The organism is Variovorax sp. Soil_C_12, assembly GCF_057657375.1.
Map to the genome: position 1 here is coordinate 93,762 of NZ_JBDGIO010000009.1, position 14,215 is coordinate 107,976.

A 14,215-nucleotide genomic window follows, 5' to 3' on the forward strand; every position below is an offset into this window, starting at 1 on the left:
TCCTTGCGATCCATGGCTCAGCGCGAGTCCTGCATCGCGAGCGCCATGGCGAAGATGACGGTTTGCGCGATCACCGCGATGCCGTGGCGCTGCATGAGTTGCCGGGCGCCGAGCACGCGGTCGGCCAGGGGCCGCGTGCCGTCGGCGCGGCGGCGCAGGCCGAGCGTTGCAAGTGCGCGGTCCATGGCGGGGCCCGAGGCGATCGTGCTCCTGGCCAGCCCGTCGAACAGCGCCGCGTCGAGACGCACGCGCATTGCCAGGTAGCGCTCGGGCAGGCCGATCAGCGCGACGACGGCGAAGGCGGCCCAGGTGGCCGAAGGCAGGGAGCGCCCCGTCAGCGCCAGCACCAGGCCCGAGGTCAGAGAGAGCCCGAGGCCCCACAGGGCCAACACGCTGCCGGCCCGGAGCAGGCCGGCGGTGGCGGCGCACAGGGCGCGGTCGTCGTCATTCATGGCGCACCTTCCCGGAAGTCAGCTGGTCCAGCAGGGCGAGCCAGCCTGCGCGCAGCACGATCTGCGGCCGCGCCTGGCGCACTGCCGCGTGCGCCGTGGCCAGGTTGCCGGCCGCGCCATGCAGGCCCAGCCAGGCGACGACCGAGGCCGCGCTGCGCGAGAAGCCCAGCGCGCAGCAGACCCAGACGGGCTGGCCGGTGCCGCGCAGCCCCTCGATCACCACGGCCGCGCGTCGCAGCTGCGCGGCGGCCGGCAGCGCGAGGTCCAGCATCGGCACGCAGCGGGCGCGGGGCACCGGCGGCAACTGCAGCTCGGCGCACAGGCCGAGCAGCCGGGGGCGGCCCGCCGCTTCCCATTCGGCCAGGCTGGGCCGCCGGCCCAGTCGCAGGCCCGGCGCGACCTCCACCGAGCCCGGCAGGCCGCGCGTCCAGAGCCGGGCATTGAGGGCGGCGCCGAGGCGATAGGGCGCGAACAGCCAGCGCGCGCTCCAGTGCATGCGGCCATGGCCATCCATCCGGAAGCCGCGGGCGCCGAAGCCCGCGTAGTTCAGCGCCACCAGCGCCAGTGCCGCGGCCGGCCAGGCCAGCCACAGCGCCGGGCCCTGGAGGCTCAGCGCGACGGTGAGGAAGAGCAGGGCCCCGGCGGCGTAGCAGCCCGCCAGCTTCCAGCGCTGCGGATCGCGCGCGACCCGCCACGCACGCGGCAGCGCCACCACGCGCTCCAGCGGCCAGAGCCACACGCAAATCAAGCCCAGCAGCGCGCCGGTCGGGATGTCGATGAAGTGGTGCTGCCAGGTGCTGAGCACCGAGGCGCAGATCGCGAAGGCCCAGAGGTGCAGCACCATGCGCGCCCAGGGCGCGTGGATCAGGCGCCGGTAGAAGTCCCACAGGATCACGGCCAGCGCGATGTGCAGCGAGGGCGCCTGGTTGAAGGGTTGGTCGAAGCCGCGCAGCGCGTTGAACAGAAAAGCGGGCGCCCCCTCGACGGCGGGCTGGCCGAAGCTGAAGCGCAGCGGCCAGAGGATGAAGCAGGCGACCGCCACCGCCTGCGCCGTCAGCAGCCGCGCCGCGTGGCGGTCCAGCACATGGCGGTCGCGCGCGAGGAAGAGCGAGAGCGCGTAGAAGGCGTTGATGGTCCAGTAGGGGAAGATGGTCCAGGGCCAGAAGGGCAGGCTGCGTTCCCACTCGAAGACCAGCACCGGCACCTGGGCGCGGGTCGAGGCCCACCAGTTCGCGAAGCCGTAGCTGGCGTAGAAGAGCGGCCCCAGCAGCGCCAGCCAGGCGGCGGCGCGCTTCCAGGGGCGCGGTCGCCTCGTCATGGCCCCGTGCGCACCGCGAGCGAGACGGTGAAGATGCCCCACTCGTCGATGCGCTGGTCGATCTTGCGAAAGCCCGCGGCCTCGACCAGCTGGTCCATCTCGGCCTGCGTGCGCCGGCGCATCACCCAGGCCTGGCCCTGGCGGTGGCTGGTGAGGGCGCGGGCAATCATTTCCAGCTGGGGATGCCAGGGCTGGCCGGTGTAGACCAGGTAGCCGCGGTCCTCGACCGCGTCGCCCACGCCGGCCAGGGAGCGGCTCACCATCTCGTTGTCGGGGAAGAGCTCGTACAGGCCCGAGACCACCGCGAGCGTGGGCCGCGGCGTCACGCTCGCCAGGCTCATGCGGTCGAAGGCGTCGGCCTGCACGAACTGCGCGCTGCCCTGCAGCTCCTTCTCGGCGATCAGCGCGCGGCCGTCGCGCACGTTGATGTCGCTGTAGTCGCGCAGCAGGATCGAGCTTGCCTTGACCGGGCTCGCCAGCACGGCGTCGAGCACGTAGCGGCCGTGGCCGGCGGCGATGTCCATCAGGCGCACCTCGCGGTGCTGCTCGGCCAGCAGCTCCATGGCCTTGCGCAGCAGTTCCTCGACGTGCAGCTTGCGCTGGCGGATGCCGCGCCAGCCGATGGAATCGAGGTAGGTCCGATCGATCATCCGGCCCAGCGGGCCGGCGCCCTGCGCCTGGTTGCGATACACGTAGTCCAGCGTGCTGCCCGAGTCGAAGCCCGTTTTGTGGCCCAGCTCGACGCCGCGCGACAGCAGGCCGCCGAAGCGCAGGCTCGCGCGCGTGAGCCCCCAGTACGCGCCGCGCGGGGACAGCGCGGGCAGCGGCTCGGCCAGCGCGCGGGACTCGTCGGCGGTCGCGCCGCTCAGGTGCGCGCCGCGCAGGTCCACCGGCGGCGGGGGCTGGTCGAACAGTTCCAGCACGAAGTCGCGGATGGCCTTCACGGCCGGGCCGCGGTCCTTCTCGCCCAGCGTGTCGTGGAAGAAGCCGGGCAGCTCCAGCTTGCGCTTGACCGCGCTGCCGAGCCGGTCGAAGAAGTCGTGCTGCGGCTGGCGATGCACCACCCAGTCGGCGCCGGAGATCAGCAGCTGCGTTGGCAGCGTGATCGCATGGGCATCCGCCACCACGCGTTCGGCGGCTTCGTAGAGGCCCAGCAGAATGTTGACGGCGATCGGCCGCGAGATCAGCGGGTCGCTCTCGTAGCTGGCGATGCGCTCCGGGTCGTGCGTGAGGAACTTCGCCTTCACGTAGCTGTTGACGAAGAAGAGGCCGCGCAGCTTGTGCATGAGCGCGAGCCCGGGGCGCGCGAAGGGCACGTAGAGCTTCACCCGGAAGGCCGGCGAGGCGAGGGTGAGCCCGCGCACCCTGGGCGCGTAGTCGTGGGCCCAGGTGGCGATCAGCACCGCGCCCACGCTCTGCGCGATCACGTGGATGTCTTCGGGCGGCACGCCGTGCGCGCTGCCGATGTGCTCGATGAAGGTCTGCACGTCGCGCACCGAGGTCGCGAAACTGGGGCTGAAGCCGCGCTGGCCCGGCGAGCGGCCGTGGCCGCGCGCGTCCCAGGCGAAGAAGTCGAAGTCGGGCAGGGCCAGTTCGTCCACCAGGTGGGCCATGCGCGCGCCGTGCTCGTGGCCGCGGTGGAACAGCACCACGGCGCCGCGCCGCGCGCCGCCGGTGGCGGGCCAGTGCCGGTAGAACAGCGAGACGCCGTCGTGTGTCTGGAATTGGTGTTCTTGTGGCACGCGGGGGGTGTCGCTCATGATGGGTTCGGGTCTCCTCGGCTGCGCGACGCGGCGCCGGCTTCGGCCAGCGCGCGACGGATGCGATTGACGATGGTCCATGCCACCAGCAGGGCCAGCAGCGGCATGAGCCCGGCGCTCCAGGCCGGCAGCGGCCCGCCGAGCGCAACATACAGGCCCAGCGCGCCGAACACGAAGGCGCGGTCGCTCTTGCCCAGCGGGCCGTCGTAGCGGCGCGAGGCGCCCACCGTGGGGCCCAGCGCGCCAGTGAATTCGGACAGGCCGGCCAGCACGATCACGGCGCCGACCCAGAAGGGGCTGAAGGGTGCGACCAGCGCGAAGGGCAGGTAGAGCGCCGCGTCCGAGAGCACGTCGGTCAGCTCGTTGAGAAAGGCGCCGAGCGCGCTTTGCTGGCCGTGCTCGCGCGCCAGCATGCCGTCGATGGCGTTGAAGGCCATGCGCAGGAACATCCACAGCGGGATCAGCGCGAAGGCGGCCGCGGAAGGCGCGGCGAAGAAGAGCCACAGGCCGAGCGCGACCGAGATCACGCAAGCCGCGACCGTGACCTGGTTGGCCGTCACGCCCATGGCATGCAGGCGCCGGACCAGCGGGCGCAGCAGGGCCTGGAATCGCGGCTTCAGCTCGTAGATGGACACGCTCACTCTCCTCGGTGGCGCATTCTGCCGCAGGGGCGCACGGCCCAAGCCCTGCGCCAACCCTCGGCCAGCCGTTCGGCCGACTAAACTGTCCGTCCAGCCTACGCCATGACCATCCAGACCGACGACTTCGCCCCGGCCCCGCAACGCGTGGTCTCCGCCGCACCTGCCTCGCCCAACGAAGAGGCGATCGAGCGGGCCCTGCGCCCCAAGCTGCTCGACGAATACGTGGGACAGGCCAAGGTGCGCGAGCAGCTGGAGATCTTCATCGGCGCGGCGCGGCACCGTGCCGAGGCACTCGACCACGTGCTGCTCTTCGGCCCGCCCGGGCTGGGCAAGACCACGCTTTCGCACATCATCGCGCACGAGCTGGGCGTCAACCTGCGCCAGACCTCCGGCCCGGTGCTCGAGAAGCCGAAGGACCTGGCCGCGCTCTTGACCAACCTCGAGCGCAACGACGTGCTCTTCATCGACGAGATTCACCGTCTCTCGCCGGTGGTGGAGGAAATCCTCTATCCCGCGCTGGAGGACTACCAGATCGACATCATGATCGGCGAGGGCCCGGCCGCGCGCAGCATCAAGCTGGACCTGCAGCCCTTCACCCTGGTCGGCGCCACCACGCGTGCCGGCATGCTGACCAATCCGCTGCGCGACCGCTTCGGCATCGTGGCGCGGCTGGAGTTCTACACGGCCGAGGAGCTGGCGCGCATCGTGCGCCGCAGCGCCGGCCTGCTCGCCGTGCCGACGGACGACGCCGGCGGCCTGGAGATCGCGCGCCGTTCGCGCGGCACGCCGCGCATCGCCAACCGCCTGCTGCGCCGGGTGCGCGACTACGCGCAGGTCAAGGGCGACGGCCGCATCACCGAGGCGCTGGCGCACAAGGCGCTGGCCATGCTGGACGTCGATCCCCAGGGCTTCGACCTGATGGACCGCAAGCTGCTGGAGGCCGTGATCCACCGCTTCGACGGCGGCCCGGTCGGGTTGGACAACATCGCGGCCAGCATCGGCGAGGAGCCGGGCACCATCGAGGACGTGATCGAGCCTTACCTGATCCAGCAGGGCTACCTGCAGCGCACGCCGCGCGGGCGCATCGCCACCTTGGCGGCCTACCGGCACCTGGGCGTCGCCGCGCCGCAGCGCGACGGCGACATGTTCGGCCAGTGAGGGCCCTTCCGCATGCACAGCCATGACCTCAGCAGCTGGAAGCACGAGCACCGCTTCCAGGAGGACAACCGGGCCGCCGAGCGCAGTACGCGGCTCGTCATGTGGATCACCGCGGCCGCGATGGTGCTGGAGATCGGTGCCGGCTGGTGGTTCAACTCGATGGCGCTCCTGGCCGACGGCTGGCACATGAGCTCGCACGCGGTGGCGATCGGGCTCAGCGCTTTCGCCTATGCGGCGGCGCGGCGCTACGCGGGCGACCGGCGCTTCGCCTTCGGCACCTGGAAGATCGAGGTGCTGGGCGGCTTCGCGAGCGCGCTGTTCCTGCTCGGCGTGGCGGTGCTGATGGTGGTGGGCTCGCTCGAGCGGCTGTGGTTGCCCGCGCCGATCCACTACCGGGAGGCGATCGTGGTGGCGGTGCTGGGGCTGGCGGTCAACCTGCTTTGCGCGTGGCTGCTGGGCGGAGCGCATCGCCACGGCGGGCATGACCACGGCCACCATCATCACGGGCACGCGCACGGCCATGGCCACGACCTGAACCTGCGCTCCGCCTACCTGCACGTCGTGGCCGATGCCGCCACCTCGGTGCTCGCCATCCTGGCGCTGGCCGGCGGCTGGCTCTATGGCTGGGCCTGGCTCGACCCGCTGATGGGCATCGTCGGCGCGGTGCTGGTCGCGAGCTGGGCGCGCGGCCTGCTGGTCGACACCGGCAAGGTGCTGCTGGACCGCGAGATGGACCATCCGGTGGTCGAGGAGATCCGCGAGGGCGTGGAGCAGGGCCTGGCGGATTCGCAGACCCGCATCGCCGACCTGCACGTGTGGCGCGTGGGGCAGGGCGCTTATGCCTGCGCAATCACCGTTGTCACGCATTCGTCGACGCTGACGCCCGACGATGTGCGGGCCACCTTCGCGATGCACGAGGAAATCCGGCACTCGACCATCGAGATCCACCGCTGTCACGCAGCTGCGTGACGCCTCGCCGCAACGCACGCGGCCCTGTCACCGAAGCTTCACTGCGCCGCCATGGCGCCGTCATCCGCCCTGGCGACGATGACCCCCCATGCAACGCGATGACGCTTTTCTTCGTGCATGGCGCAACACAGCCGAGGCCTCCTTGGGTACGGAGGAGGACGACTCCACGCGTCCGCCCCAGCGCTACCGGACCCTCTGGATCTCCGACCTGCACCTGGGCACGCCCGGCTGCCAGGCCAAGGCGCTGCTCGACTTCCTGAAGCACACCGAGTGCCAGACGCTGTTCCTGGTCGGCGACATCATCGACGGCTGGCAGCTGCGCCGCCACTGGTACTGGCCGCAGGCGCACAACGACGTCATCCAGAAGCTGCTGCGCAAGGCGCGCAAGGGCACGCGGGTGATCTTCATCCCGGGCAACCACGACGAGTTCGCCCGCAAGTACCTGCACCACAACTTCGGCGGCATCGACGTGGCCGAAGAATGGATCCACGAGACCGCCGACGGCCGCAAGCTCTGGATCATGCACGGCGACCTGTTCGACGGGGTGATCCAGTGCGCCAAGTGGCTGGCCTACGTGGGCGATTCGCTCTACGAGTTCACGCTCAAGCTCAACCGCCACCTCAACTCGCTGCGCGCGCGCATGGGGTTGCCCTACTGGTCGCTGTCGAAGTACCTGAAGCTGAAGGTCAAGCGGGCGGTCAGCTACGTAGGCGATTTCGAGGGCGCGGTGGCGCGCGAGGCGCGCAAGCGCGGCATGCAGGGCGTGGTGTGCGGCCATATCCACCATGCCGAGCTGCGCGACATCGACGGCATCCTCTACGCCAACGACGGCGACTGGGTCGAGAGCCTCACTGCATTGGCCGAGCATGCCGATGGGAGGCTCGAGATCCTGCACTGGGCCGAGCACATGCCGGTCACGACACGGGCCGGACGCGCAGCTTCGCGGCACGAGCCGGCGCACGCATGAAGCGGGCGCCCTTGCCGAATCCGCCTTCCGCGGCCCACCGAACCGTCGACCTGGTGTACTTCAACGCCGGCGGCGGGCACCGCGCCTCCGCGCTGGCGCTCGAGGCGGCGATCCAGCGCGCAGGCCTGCCGTGGACCGTGCGGCTGGTCAACCTGCGCGAGGTGCTCGATCCGAACGACGGCTTTCGCAAGCTGACGGGCATGGACCCGGAGGACGTCTACAACAAGCGGCTCGCCCGCGGCTGGACGCTGGGACTGACGCACGAGCTCAAGGTCCTGCAGGCCGTGATCCGCTGGGCCAAGCCGAAGCTGGTGCGCCCCCTGCAGCAGCACTGGCTGGCGACCGAGCCCGACATGGTCGTGTCGCTGATCCCCAACTTCAACCGCTCGCTCTACGAGTCGGTCGCCACGGCGCTGCCGGGCGTGCCCTATGTGACGGTGCTCACCGACCTGGCCGACCATCCGCCGCATTTCTGGATCGAGAAGGGGCAGGACCAGTACTTCGTCTGCGGCTCGGCCAAGGCCGTGCAGCAGGCGCGTGCGGCGGGGTATGCGCAAGACCGCGTCCATGCGACCTCCGGGATGATGATCCGCTCGGCCTTCTACGAGACCCAGCCGATCGATCGCGCCGAGGAGCGCCGCCGTTTGGGGTTGGACCCGGACCGCCCGACCGGCCTGGTGCTGTTCGGCGGGCAGGGCTCCAAGGCCATGATCGGCATCGCCAAGCGCCTGCCCGACATGCAGCTGATCCTGGCCTGCGGCCACAACGAATCGCTGGCCAAGGCCCTGCGGGCGTTGCCGGCGCGGGCGCCGCGGGCGGTGCTGGGCTTCACGCCCGACGTTGCGCACTACATGCAGCTGTCCGATTTCTTCATCGGCAAGCCGGGGCCCGGCAGCGTCAGCGAGGCGGTGCAACTGCATCTGCCGGTGATCGTGGTGTGCAACAGCTGGACCCTGCCCCAGGAACGCTACAACGCCCAGTGGGTGCGCGAGCAGGGCGTGGGCCTGGTGCGCTCGAGCTATGCCAAGGTGCCCGGCGCGGTCGAGGAACTGGTGCGCGATCTCGACCGTTATCGCGCCGCCACGGACAAGGTACACAACCGTGCGGTGTTCGAGATGCCGGGCATCCTGCAGGGCATCCTGGCGCAGGCCGAGGCGCGGGTGGCTCGCGAGGTGCCGATCCCGGAACCGGCCGTGCCGTCCGGACAGCGCTGAGGGGGGCGCCTCAAGCGCCCTGGACCAGGCCCATCGCCAGCCTGAGCGCCTCGACCACGACGGCGCCCACCGTCACGCCGACTGCGAAGCGCAGCCACGACCAGTTCCGGCGCATCGGCTCGTGCGTCAGGTGCGCGGGGTTGAGCGCCGCGAGCCTGCTGCTGTCGGACTCTTCCTGGGACCCTTCCCCATCGGGCGGTCGACGAAAAATCATGTAATACATACTAACTACATCGCGAGCTATTGCTCACGCGGAAAAGTAATACTGATTTCTAAATTTTGTCCGAAGAAGAGAACTTAGGTTTGAGTATTTGGGTTAGCATCGGCCGCCAGTCGCAGCCCGCGCTGCGGAGTGAAACCGAGGGACTCAAACATGAAGAAGACAGCGTGGATGGGAATCGCAAGCCTGGCCTTGGCGCTGGGCTTGAGCGCCTGCAAGAGCAACGGCACGGCAGCAACGGCGCCGTCAGTCAGCGCGCCGGTGAACGCTTCCGGCGTTTCGGCCCCCGTGACGGCGACTTGGCGGCCGGCGGACAAGACCGCCGAGTTCCTCAGCGCGTTCCGTCCCCAGGAATAGTCCTGCGCCGGTGCGGCGCTCCCGCCTCCGAAGCCCGCTTCGAGCGGGCTTTTTCACGCTGTGCTGCTTGTTCAGTGCGCGTTGCCGTGGACTCTTCGGGCGGAAGTGCCGTGGCGACGGTGCCTGCCGGGGGACTGTGGGCGCCGGGCGGGCGCCGGCCAGGCGCCCGTGTGTTCGGCCGCCAGCCAGTTGATGTGATCCTGCCGCTTGAGGGCGAGCTCCACCGCGGCCCGGACCCGGGCCCGGCGTCGAGTGATCCAGGCCAGCGGCGTGGTCACGACCAGTCCTGTCAGCGAGGCGAAGGCCGCAATCAGCGCCGTGACGGTCAGCAGAAGCTGCAGGTCACGCAGGTCGAACTCGCCGGCGGCTGCCGCCGGCACGGCCGTGAGCCGCGGGGCAGGCGATGGCGGGAATGCGAGCTCGATCCAGACGAGCGCGAACACCAGCACCATCGCCAGCAGGAAAGTCCAGGCAAAGAATCGCTGATAGCTGTGGTGGACGGGTGCGGGGGAATCCATCGTGCCCTCCGGCAAATGACGGTGTTCGATGGTGTGAGGCGGCGGGCGAAAGGGTGTCGGACAAGGCGCACGGCGCTTGCCGGAGCATGGCCAGGTTACCGGGCCGGGGCGAAGCCGCCGAGCGGCGCAAGCACTATCTACCGCAGACGCCCCGACATGAAAAAAGCCTGCTATCGATCTGATAGCAGGCTTTCTTTTGGATGGTGGCTCTTCACGGACTCGAACCGCGGACCTGTGGATTATGATTCCATCGCTCTAACCGACTGAGCTAAAGAGCCGAGCCCAAAATTATAACCCGGCTTGCCAAAGCCTCAACCGGCCTTCGGCAGTTTCGCGAGTTCTTCGCTCACCAGCCGCACGATCAGCCGGTCCAGCGTCTGCACCGAATAGTTGCTCACGTCGTGCACCGTCTCGCGCCCGGGCCCGCTGGCGGGATTGCGCGCCTCCCGGTAGGTCAGGAACACGAAACGCCCGCCGGTGTACTGCGCGATCTGGCGCTGGATGTACTCCCCCTGCTTGTCCAGCCCGCTCGCGCCCACGCTGAACACCTTGATGCCCTTGCCGAGCGCGACCATCATGTCCTCGTCGTACTGCGGCCCGCCGTAGTCCAGGTGCGGCGGCGCGTCCGCCAGCAGCACCACCATGCGCGTCGCGCCGGTGCCGCGCCAGCTCAGCCGATGCACCGTCTCGTGCAGCGCCTCGTTCATCGCCTCGGGATAGTCGCCGCCGGCGTTGGCCTGCAGCGCGTCGAGCACGGACTCGAAGGCGCCCAGGTCGTTGGTGAAATCATGGCGGCGCACCAGGAATTCATCGCCCCGGTCGCGGTAGGCCACCAGGCCGAAGCAGGTGTCGGGCCGGCTCGGCAGCCGGGCCACCTCGTTGGCGATGCTGCGCAAGCTGGCCTTGAGCTTGCCGATCTCGTCGCCCATGGAGCCGGTGGCGTCGATCAGGAAGACCAGGTCCAGCCGGGCCCGTTGCGTGGCTGCCGGCTCGTCGATCACGAGTTCGACGGCGCTTTTCTGGCCGCGGCGCAGGAAGGACGTGCCCTGCTGCCCGTTCTTGCGCACGGCCACCTCATAGACCGCGCTGCCCGAGGGATCGAAAGCCCGGGGATGCAGCCAGGCGCGGCCCGCCGCGTCGGTGCGCGCCCACATGGCGGCACCGCCCGCGGCCTGCACCGCCACCTCGGCATCGGGCACCGGATCGCCGCGCCGGTTGCGCACCTGCAGCAGGTAGCGCTCGCTCACATCGCGTTCACGATGAGCGACCTGGGTGCGCTGGCGGAACTCCAGGTAGGTGCTGAAATCGGCGTTGTCGTCCACCATGCCGGCAGTCACGATTTCCTGGACCGGGCGTGGGCGCTGGCTGGGTTGCGGGCTGGGTGCGGGCCGCGCAAAGCGGGGCGCCGCCTCGGTCTCGGCGGGCAGCGCTTCCCTGGCGGCGGATGGGGGCGGGCTGGCGGGCGCCGGCATCGCGGCCGCGGCATCCGCCGAAGCCTCGCCGGGCGCCATCCGGCGGGCCCGCTCCTCGCGGGCCAGCGAGGAGCGGCCCGTACCGTAGCTACCCGCGGCCGGCGCTTCGTCGCGCTGGCTCGCCACGCGGCCCGGCGTCTCGAAGGTCTGGACCGGGCGCGCGCAGTGCGTGGCCGAGGGCGCCTCGAAGTTCGGCACCGTGCGCGCCACCACCGGGCTGGGCCACTGCTGCGACGGGAAGCTCGGCGGCTCGGGCTGCGGCGCCGGCGTGGGCCAGCGCGCGGTACCGGGCGCGATCTCGGTCGCGCTGCAGGCGCTCAGCAGGAGCTGGGCGCACAGCAGCGCGGCGAGCGAGCGCTGGAAGAGGCGCGAGGGGCGGGAAGAGTGGAAAGAGTGGGAAGGGCGGGAAGTCATCAGCGGCTCCGGTTGTGGATGCAGGCTGATACGGCGAGCACCGGCGCCGCGGGTTAACGCGGGACATTTTTTTTGAGCTATCGCTAACCCCGCGCGCCGCCGTCGCCCGTAGAAGGAGAGGTGAAAATCTGCCGATGCTTGCGCCACCCGCCGCGAACCCCGTCCTCCACGACACCATGCCGGACGACCGGCTGATGCTCGCCTACGCCGATGGCGACACGGGCGCCTTCGACGTGCTCTATGCGCGCCACGAGAGCGCGCTGTTCCGCTTCGTGCGGCGCCTCATGGGCATGCGGCTGGCGTCCGAGGTCGAGGAGGTGTTCCAGGAGACCTGGATGCGCATCATCGCGGCGCGACAGGGCTTCTCGCCGCAGGGCGCGAGCTGGCGCACCTGGGCCTTCACCATCGCGCACAACCTGGCCATGGACCGCCTGCGCCTGAGCGGGCGCGAAGTCGCCTTCTATGCCCACGACGAGGACGGAGACGGCCTCGAAGCCGCGCGCCTGTTCAGCCGCGGCCTCCTGGGCGGGGGTGGGGCGTCTTCCGATGCCGCGCATCCCTCGGCCGAGGAGCAGGCCTTCTGGCGCGCCGCCGGGCGGCGCCTCCTGGCCTGCCTGGATGAGCTGCCCGACGAACAGCGCTCGGCCTTCCTGCTGCACCACGAGGAGGGCTTCACGGTGGAGCTGATGGCACAGACGCTCGACATCAACTTCGAGACGGTCCGCAGCCGCCTGCGCTACGGGCTCAAGAAGCTGCGCGGCTGCATGGAGCGCTACCTGGTGGTGCTGGAGCGTCGGGCATGAGCAGCACGATGAAGGACGACAACGGCGAGCTGCGCGACGAGGCGCTGCATCGCGCGCTCCTGAACGCGCCGGACCACACGGCAGCGCCGAACTGGCGCCTGCGCAAGGCGATCCTCGACCATGCGCACGACGCGGTGACGCCTTTTGCGGCGGCGGCCGAGCCGGAAGCGGCGGCGCGGCCGTGGTGGCAACGCTTACTCGGCCTGGGCGGGCAGGGCGGTGGTGCGCGCAGGCCCTGGAACGCCGCCTTTGCGACCGTGCTGATCGGCGTGCTGGTGACCGTGCTTTGGCAGCGCGAGCCTGTGCCCGGCGCGCGGCCCGACAGAGAGGCGCAGGTCAGCGCGCCCGCGCAGCGCAGCGAAGCGCCAGCAGCGCCGGCATCCCCGCCACCGGCCGCGCCTGCGCCGGCGCCCGCACCGCCGCCTCAGGCGGTAGAGCGCGCACTGCCATCGAGCCAGGACATCGCGGGTGGGCCGGCGCCTGTGCCGGAGGCGCCGGCGGAATCGGCCACGGCCCCGGCGAAGGGCGCACGCCCCTCGCGTCCGGCGGAACGTCCTGCACCTACCCCAGCACCCTCCGAACCGGCGCGCCGGCAAGCTGACGAGGCCGCGCTGTCCGCATCCACCGCCGCAGCCGCGAAGGAGGCGAGAAAGAAGGAAGCCGCCACGCCCGCAGGCCAGCCCGCGCCTCCGCCTGCCGCTGCGCCACCCGCGCCCACTGCATCGCCCGAACCGCCCAGCTTCTCCGCGCTCTCGCAATGGAGCCGCATCACCATCACGCAGCGGGGCGGCGCGAGCCGCACGCTGTCGCGTTCGGAGGCGCAGGACCTCAGCGCCCTGCTGGGATCGGCCGCGATCTCGGCGGTCGGCGCGCAGCCACTGGCGGGCACGCCCGAATGGCGGGTCACGCTGGAGCGCAGCAACGGCGATGTGATGGCGACCTTCGAGCTGGGTCGCAATCAGGTGCGCTGGCGCGAGGGGCGCAGGGCGGCAGCGACGGGGATGCCCTCGGCGTCGTCGCTGGCCGCCTTGCGCGAGGCCTTGCAGCACGCGGTGGAGCCGCCGGCGCAGCCATCGTCACCGCCCCAGTGGCGGTTCAAGCCGCAGCCGCCGGCCGAGCCCGAGACGGCGCCGGCCGCACCGAGCCGCTAGCTCATTCGTGCTTGAAGGCTGCCTTGCGCTTGTTGACGAAGGCGTCCATGCCTTCCTTCTGGTCGGCGGTGGCGAAGAGCGCGTGGAACAGTCGGCGCTCGAACATCACGCCATCGGAAAGCCCGCTCTCGAAGGCGCGGTTGACCGATTCCTTGGCCGCCATCACCGCCACCTGCGAGAAGTCGGCTATGACGAGCGCGGCGCCCAGCGCCTCGTCCATCAGCTTGTCGTAGGGCACCACGCGGCTCACCAGGCCCGAGCGCTCGGCCTCCGCCGCGTCCATCATGCGGCCGGTCAGCGCCATGTCCATGGCCTTGGCCTTGCCCACCGCGCGCGGCAGGCGCTGCGTGCCGCCGGCGCCGGGAATCACGCCCAGCTTGATCTCGGGCTGGCCGAAGCGCGCGTTGTCGGCCGCGATGATGAAGTCGCACATCATCGCCAGCTCGCAGCCGCCGCCCAGTGCGAAGCCGCTCACCGCCGCGATCACCGGCTTGCGCACGCTGCGGATGGTCTCCCAGTTGCGCGTGATGTAGTCGCCCTTGTAGACGTCGGTGAAGCTGTAGCTGGCCATGGCGCCGATGTCCGCGCCCGCGGCGAAGGCGCGCTCGCTGCCGGTGACGATGATGCAGCCGATGGCCGGGTCGGCGTCGAAGGCCTTGAGCGCGTCGCCGAGCTCGGTCATCAGCGCATCGTTGAGCGCGTTCAGGGCCTTCGGCCGGTTCAGCGTCACGATGCCGACCTTGCCGGCTTCGGTGCGGACTTCGATGTTCTCGTAGCTCATGGGGGTCTCCTTGAAGGGAA

At 70.6% G+C, this 14,215-nt stretch carries 15 protein-coding genes and 1 tRNA gene; 6 read left to right on the forward strand and 10 right to left on the reverse strand.

What is annotated here, in order from left to right; genetic code table 11:
* Positions 1 to 17: 17 nt before the first annotated feature.
* From AC3A6X_RS23215 to AC3A6X_RS23230, 4 genes are read right to left on the reverse strand one after another with little or no spacing between them, the layout of a single operon-like run.
* Positions 18 to 452: a hypothetical protein gene (locus tag AC3A6X_RS23215; RefSeq protein WP_487844416.1), complete on the reverse strand. Its 435-nt coding sequence runs from the start codon at positions 450 to 452 to the stop codon at positions 18 to 20.
* Positions 445 to 1,770, reverse strand: coding sequence for a phosphatase PAP2/dual specificity phosphatase family protein (locus AC3A6X_RS23220; protein ID WP_487844417.1), 1,326 nt, complete (start codon positions 1,768 to 1,770; stop codon positions 445 to 447). Before AC3A6X_RS23220 ends, AC3A6X_RS23215 begins: the two co-directional genes overlap by 8 nt.
* A complete protein-coding gene (locus tag AC3A6X_RS23225; protein WP_487844418.1) occupies positions 1,767 to 3,530 on the reverse strand; it encodes a bifunctional alpha/beta hydrolase/class I SAM-dependent methyltransferase in 1,764 nt (587 codons plus the stop codon). Before AC3A6X_RS23225 ends, AC3A6X_RS23220 begins: the two co-directional genes overlap by 4 nt.
* Complete coding sequence (locus AC3A6X_RS23230; RefSeq protein WP_487844419.1) at positions 3,527 to 4,165, reverse strand: CDP-alcohol phosphatidyltransferase family protein; 639 nt, start codon at positions 4,163 to 4,165, stop codon at positions 3,527 to 3,529. The genes AC3A6X_RS23225 and AC3A6X_RS23230 overlap by 4 nt, the downstream gene beginning before the upstream one ends.
* Positions 4,166 to 4,273: 108 nt before the next feature.
* Here AC3A6X_RS23230 and ruvB point away from each other — a divergent pair, with 108 nt between their 5' ends.
* From ruvB to AC3A6X_RS23250, 4 genes are all read left to right on the forward strand, one after another.
* Complete coding sequence (gene ruvB, locus AC3A6X_RS23235) at positions 4,274 to 5,329, forward strand: Holliday junction branch migration DNA helicase RuvB (RefSeq protein ID WP_309967657.1); 1,056 nt, start codon at positions 4,274 to 4,276, stop codon at positions 5,327 to 5,329.
* Positions 5,330 to 5,341: 12 nt separating this feature from the next.
* Positions 5,342 to 6,298, forward strand: coding sequence for a CDF family Co(II)/Ni(II) efflux transporter DmeF (gene dmeF, locus AC3A6X_RS23240; RefSeq protein ID WP_487844420.1), 957 nt, complete (start codon positions 5,342 to 5,344; stop codon positions 6,296 to 6,298).
* Positions 6,299 to 6,386: 88 nt separating this feature from the next.
* Positions 6,387 to 7,265 (forward strand): UDP-2,3-diacylglucosamine diphosphatase, encoded by an 879-nt coding sequence (locus AC3A6X_RS23245; protein WP_487844421.1) that lies wholly within the window; start codon positions 6,387 to 6,389, stop codon positions 7,263 to 7,265.
* Positions 7,262 to 8,479, forward strand: coding sequence for a glycosyltransferase (locus AC3A6X_RS23250; RefSeq protein ID WP_487844422.1), 1,218 nt, complete (start codon positions 7,262 to 7,264; stop codon positions 8,477 to 8,479). The genes AC3A6X_RS23245 and AC3A6X_RS23250 overlap by 4 nt, the downstream gene beginning before the upstream one ends.
* A gap of 10 nt (positions 8,480 to 8,489) precedes the next feature.
* Here AC3A6X_RS23250 and AC3A6X_RS23255 read toward each other — a convergent pair whose 3' ends face one another.
* The 5 genes from AC3A6X_RS23255 to AC3A6X_RS23275 form a co-directional block, all read right to left on the reverse strand.
* Positions 8,490 to 8,693 carry a hypothetical protein gene (locus AC3A6X_RS23255; RefSeq protein ID WP_487844423.1) on the reverse strand — a complete coding sequence of 68 codons (204 nt, stop codon included), beginning with the start codon at positions 8,691 to 8,693 and terminating at the stop codon, positions 8,490 to 8,492.
* 83 nt (positions 8,694 to 8,776) lie between these two features.
* On the reverse strand, positions 8,777 to 9,016 hold the full coding sequence (locus AC3A6X_RS23260; protein ID WP_487844424.1) for a hypothetical protein: 240 nt from the start codon (positions 9,014 to 9,016) through the stop codon (positions 8,777 to 8,779).
* A gap of 111 nt (positions 9,017 to 9,127) precedes the next feature.
* Complete coding sequence (locus AC3A6X_RS23265; protein ID WP_487844425.1) at positions 9,128 to 9,574, reverse strand: hypothetical protein; 447 nt, start codon at positions 9,572 to 9,574, stop codon at positions 9,128 to 9,130.
* A gap of 201 nt (positions 9,575 to 9,775) precedes the next feature.
* A tRNA-Met gene (locus tag AC3A6X_RS23270) sits at positions 9,776 to 9,852 on the reverse strand.
* 33 nt (positions 9,853 to 9,885) lie between these two features.
* The gene (locus AC3A6X_RS23275) at positions 9,886 to 11,460 is read right to left on the reverse strand and encodes a vWA domain-containing protein (RefSeq protein ID WP_487844426.1); all 1,575 of its coding nucleotides are present in this window, start codon (positions 11,458 to 11,460) and stop codon (positions 9,886 to 9,888) included.
* A gap of 134 nt (positions 11,461 to 11,594) precedes the next feature.
* On the opposite strand from AC3A6X_RS23275, the gene AC3A6X_RS23280 reads away from it, so the two are divergent.
* Positions 11,595 to 12,263, forward strand: coding sequence for a sigma-70 family RNA polymerase sigma factor (locus AC3A6X_RS23280; RefSeq protein ID WP_487844427.1), 669 nt, complete (start codon positions 11,595 to 11,597; stop codon positions 12,261 to 12,263).
* Complete coding sequence (locus AC3A6X_RS23285; protein ID WP_487844428.1) at positions 12,260 to 13,414, forward strand: hypothetical protein; 1,155 nt, start codon at positions 12,260 to 12,262, stop codon at positions 13,412 to 13,414. The genes AC3A6X_RS23280 and AC3A6X_RS23285 overlap by 4 nt, the downstream gene beginning before the upstream one ends.
* A gap of 1 nt (position 13,415) precedes the next feature.
* Here the strand turns inward: AC3A6X_RS23285 and AC3A6X_RS23290 are convergent, their stop codons facing one another.
* Positions 13,416 to 14,195 (reverse strand): enoyl-CoA hydratase, encoded by a 780-nt coding sequence (locus AC3A6X_RS23290; protein ID WP_487844429.1) that lies wholly within the window; start codon positions 14,193 to 14,195, stop codon positions 13,416 to 13,418.
* Positions 14,196 to 14,215 lie beyond the last annotated feature (20 nt).

Coding starts and splice junctions, on each gene's coding strand:
- AC3A6X_RS23220 (WP_487844417.1), bottom strand. CDS start 1,770: ATGACGAGGCGACCGCGCCCCTGGAAGCGCGCCGCCGCCTGGCTGGCG.
- AC3A6X_RS23275 (WP_487844426.1), bottom strand. CDS start 11,460: ATGACTTCCCGCCCTTCCCACTCTTTCCACTCTTCCCGCCCCTCGCGC.
- AC3A6X_RS23285 (WP_487844428.1), top strand. CDS start 12,260: ATGAGCAGCACGATGAAGGACGACAACGGCGAGCTGCGCGACGAGGCG.
- AC3A6X_RS23290 (WP_487844429.1), bottom strand. CDS start 14,195: ATGAGCTACGAGAACATCGAAGTCCGCACCGAAGCCGGCAAGGTCGGC.
- AC3A6X_RS23215 (WP_487844416.1), bottom strand. CDS start 452: ATGAATGACGACGACCGCGCCCTGTGCGCCGCCACCGCCGGCCTGCTC.
- AC3A6X_RS23280 (WP_487844427.1), top strand. CDS start 11,595: ATGCTTGCGCCACCCGCCGCGAACCCCGTCCTCCACGACACCATGCCG.
- AC3A6X_RS23225 (WP_487844418.1), bottom strand. CDS start 3,530: ATGAGCGACACCCCCCGCGTGCCACAAGAACACCAATTCCAGACACAC.
- ruvB (WP_309967657.1), top strand. CDS start 4,274: ATGACCATCCAGACCGACGACTTCGCCCCGGCCCCGCAACGCGTGGTC.
- AC3A6X_RS23265 (WP_487844425.1), bottom strand. CDS start 9,574: ATGGATTCCCCCGCACCCGTCCACCACAGCTATCAGCGATTCTTTGCC.
- AC3A6X_RS23250 (WP_487844422.1), top strand. CDS start 7,262: ATGAAGCGGGCGCCCTTGCCGAATCCGCCTTCCGCGGCCCACCGAACC.
- AC3A6X_RS23255 (WP_487844423.1), bottom strand. CDS start 8,693: ATGATTTTTCGTCGACCGCCCGATGGGGAAGGGTCCCAGGAAGAGTCC.
- AC3A6X_RS23245 (WP_487844421.1), top strand. CDS start 6,387: ATGCAACGCGATGACGCTTTTCTTCGTGCATGGCGCAACACAGCCGAG.
- dmeF (WP_487844420.1), top strand. CDS start 5,342: ATGCACAGCCATGACCTCAGCAGCTGGAAGCACGAGCACCGCTTCCAG.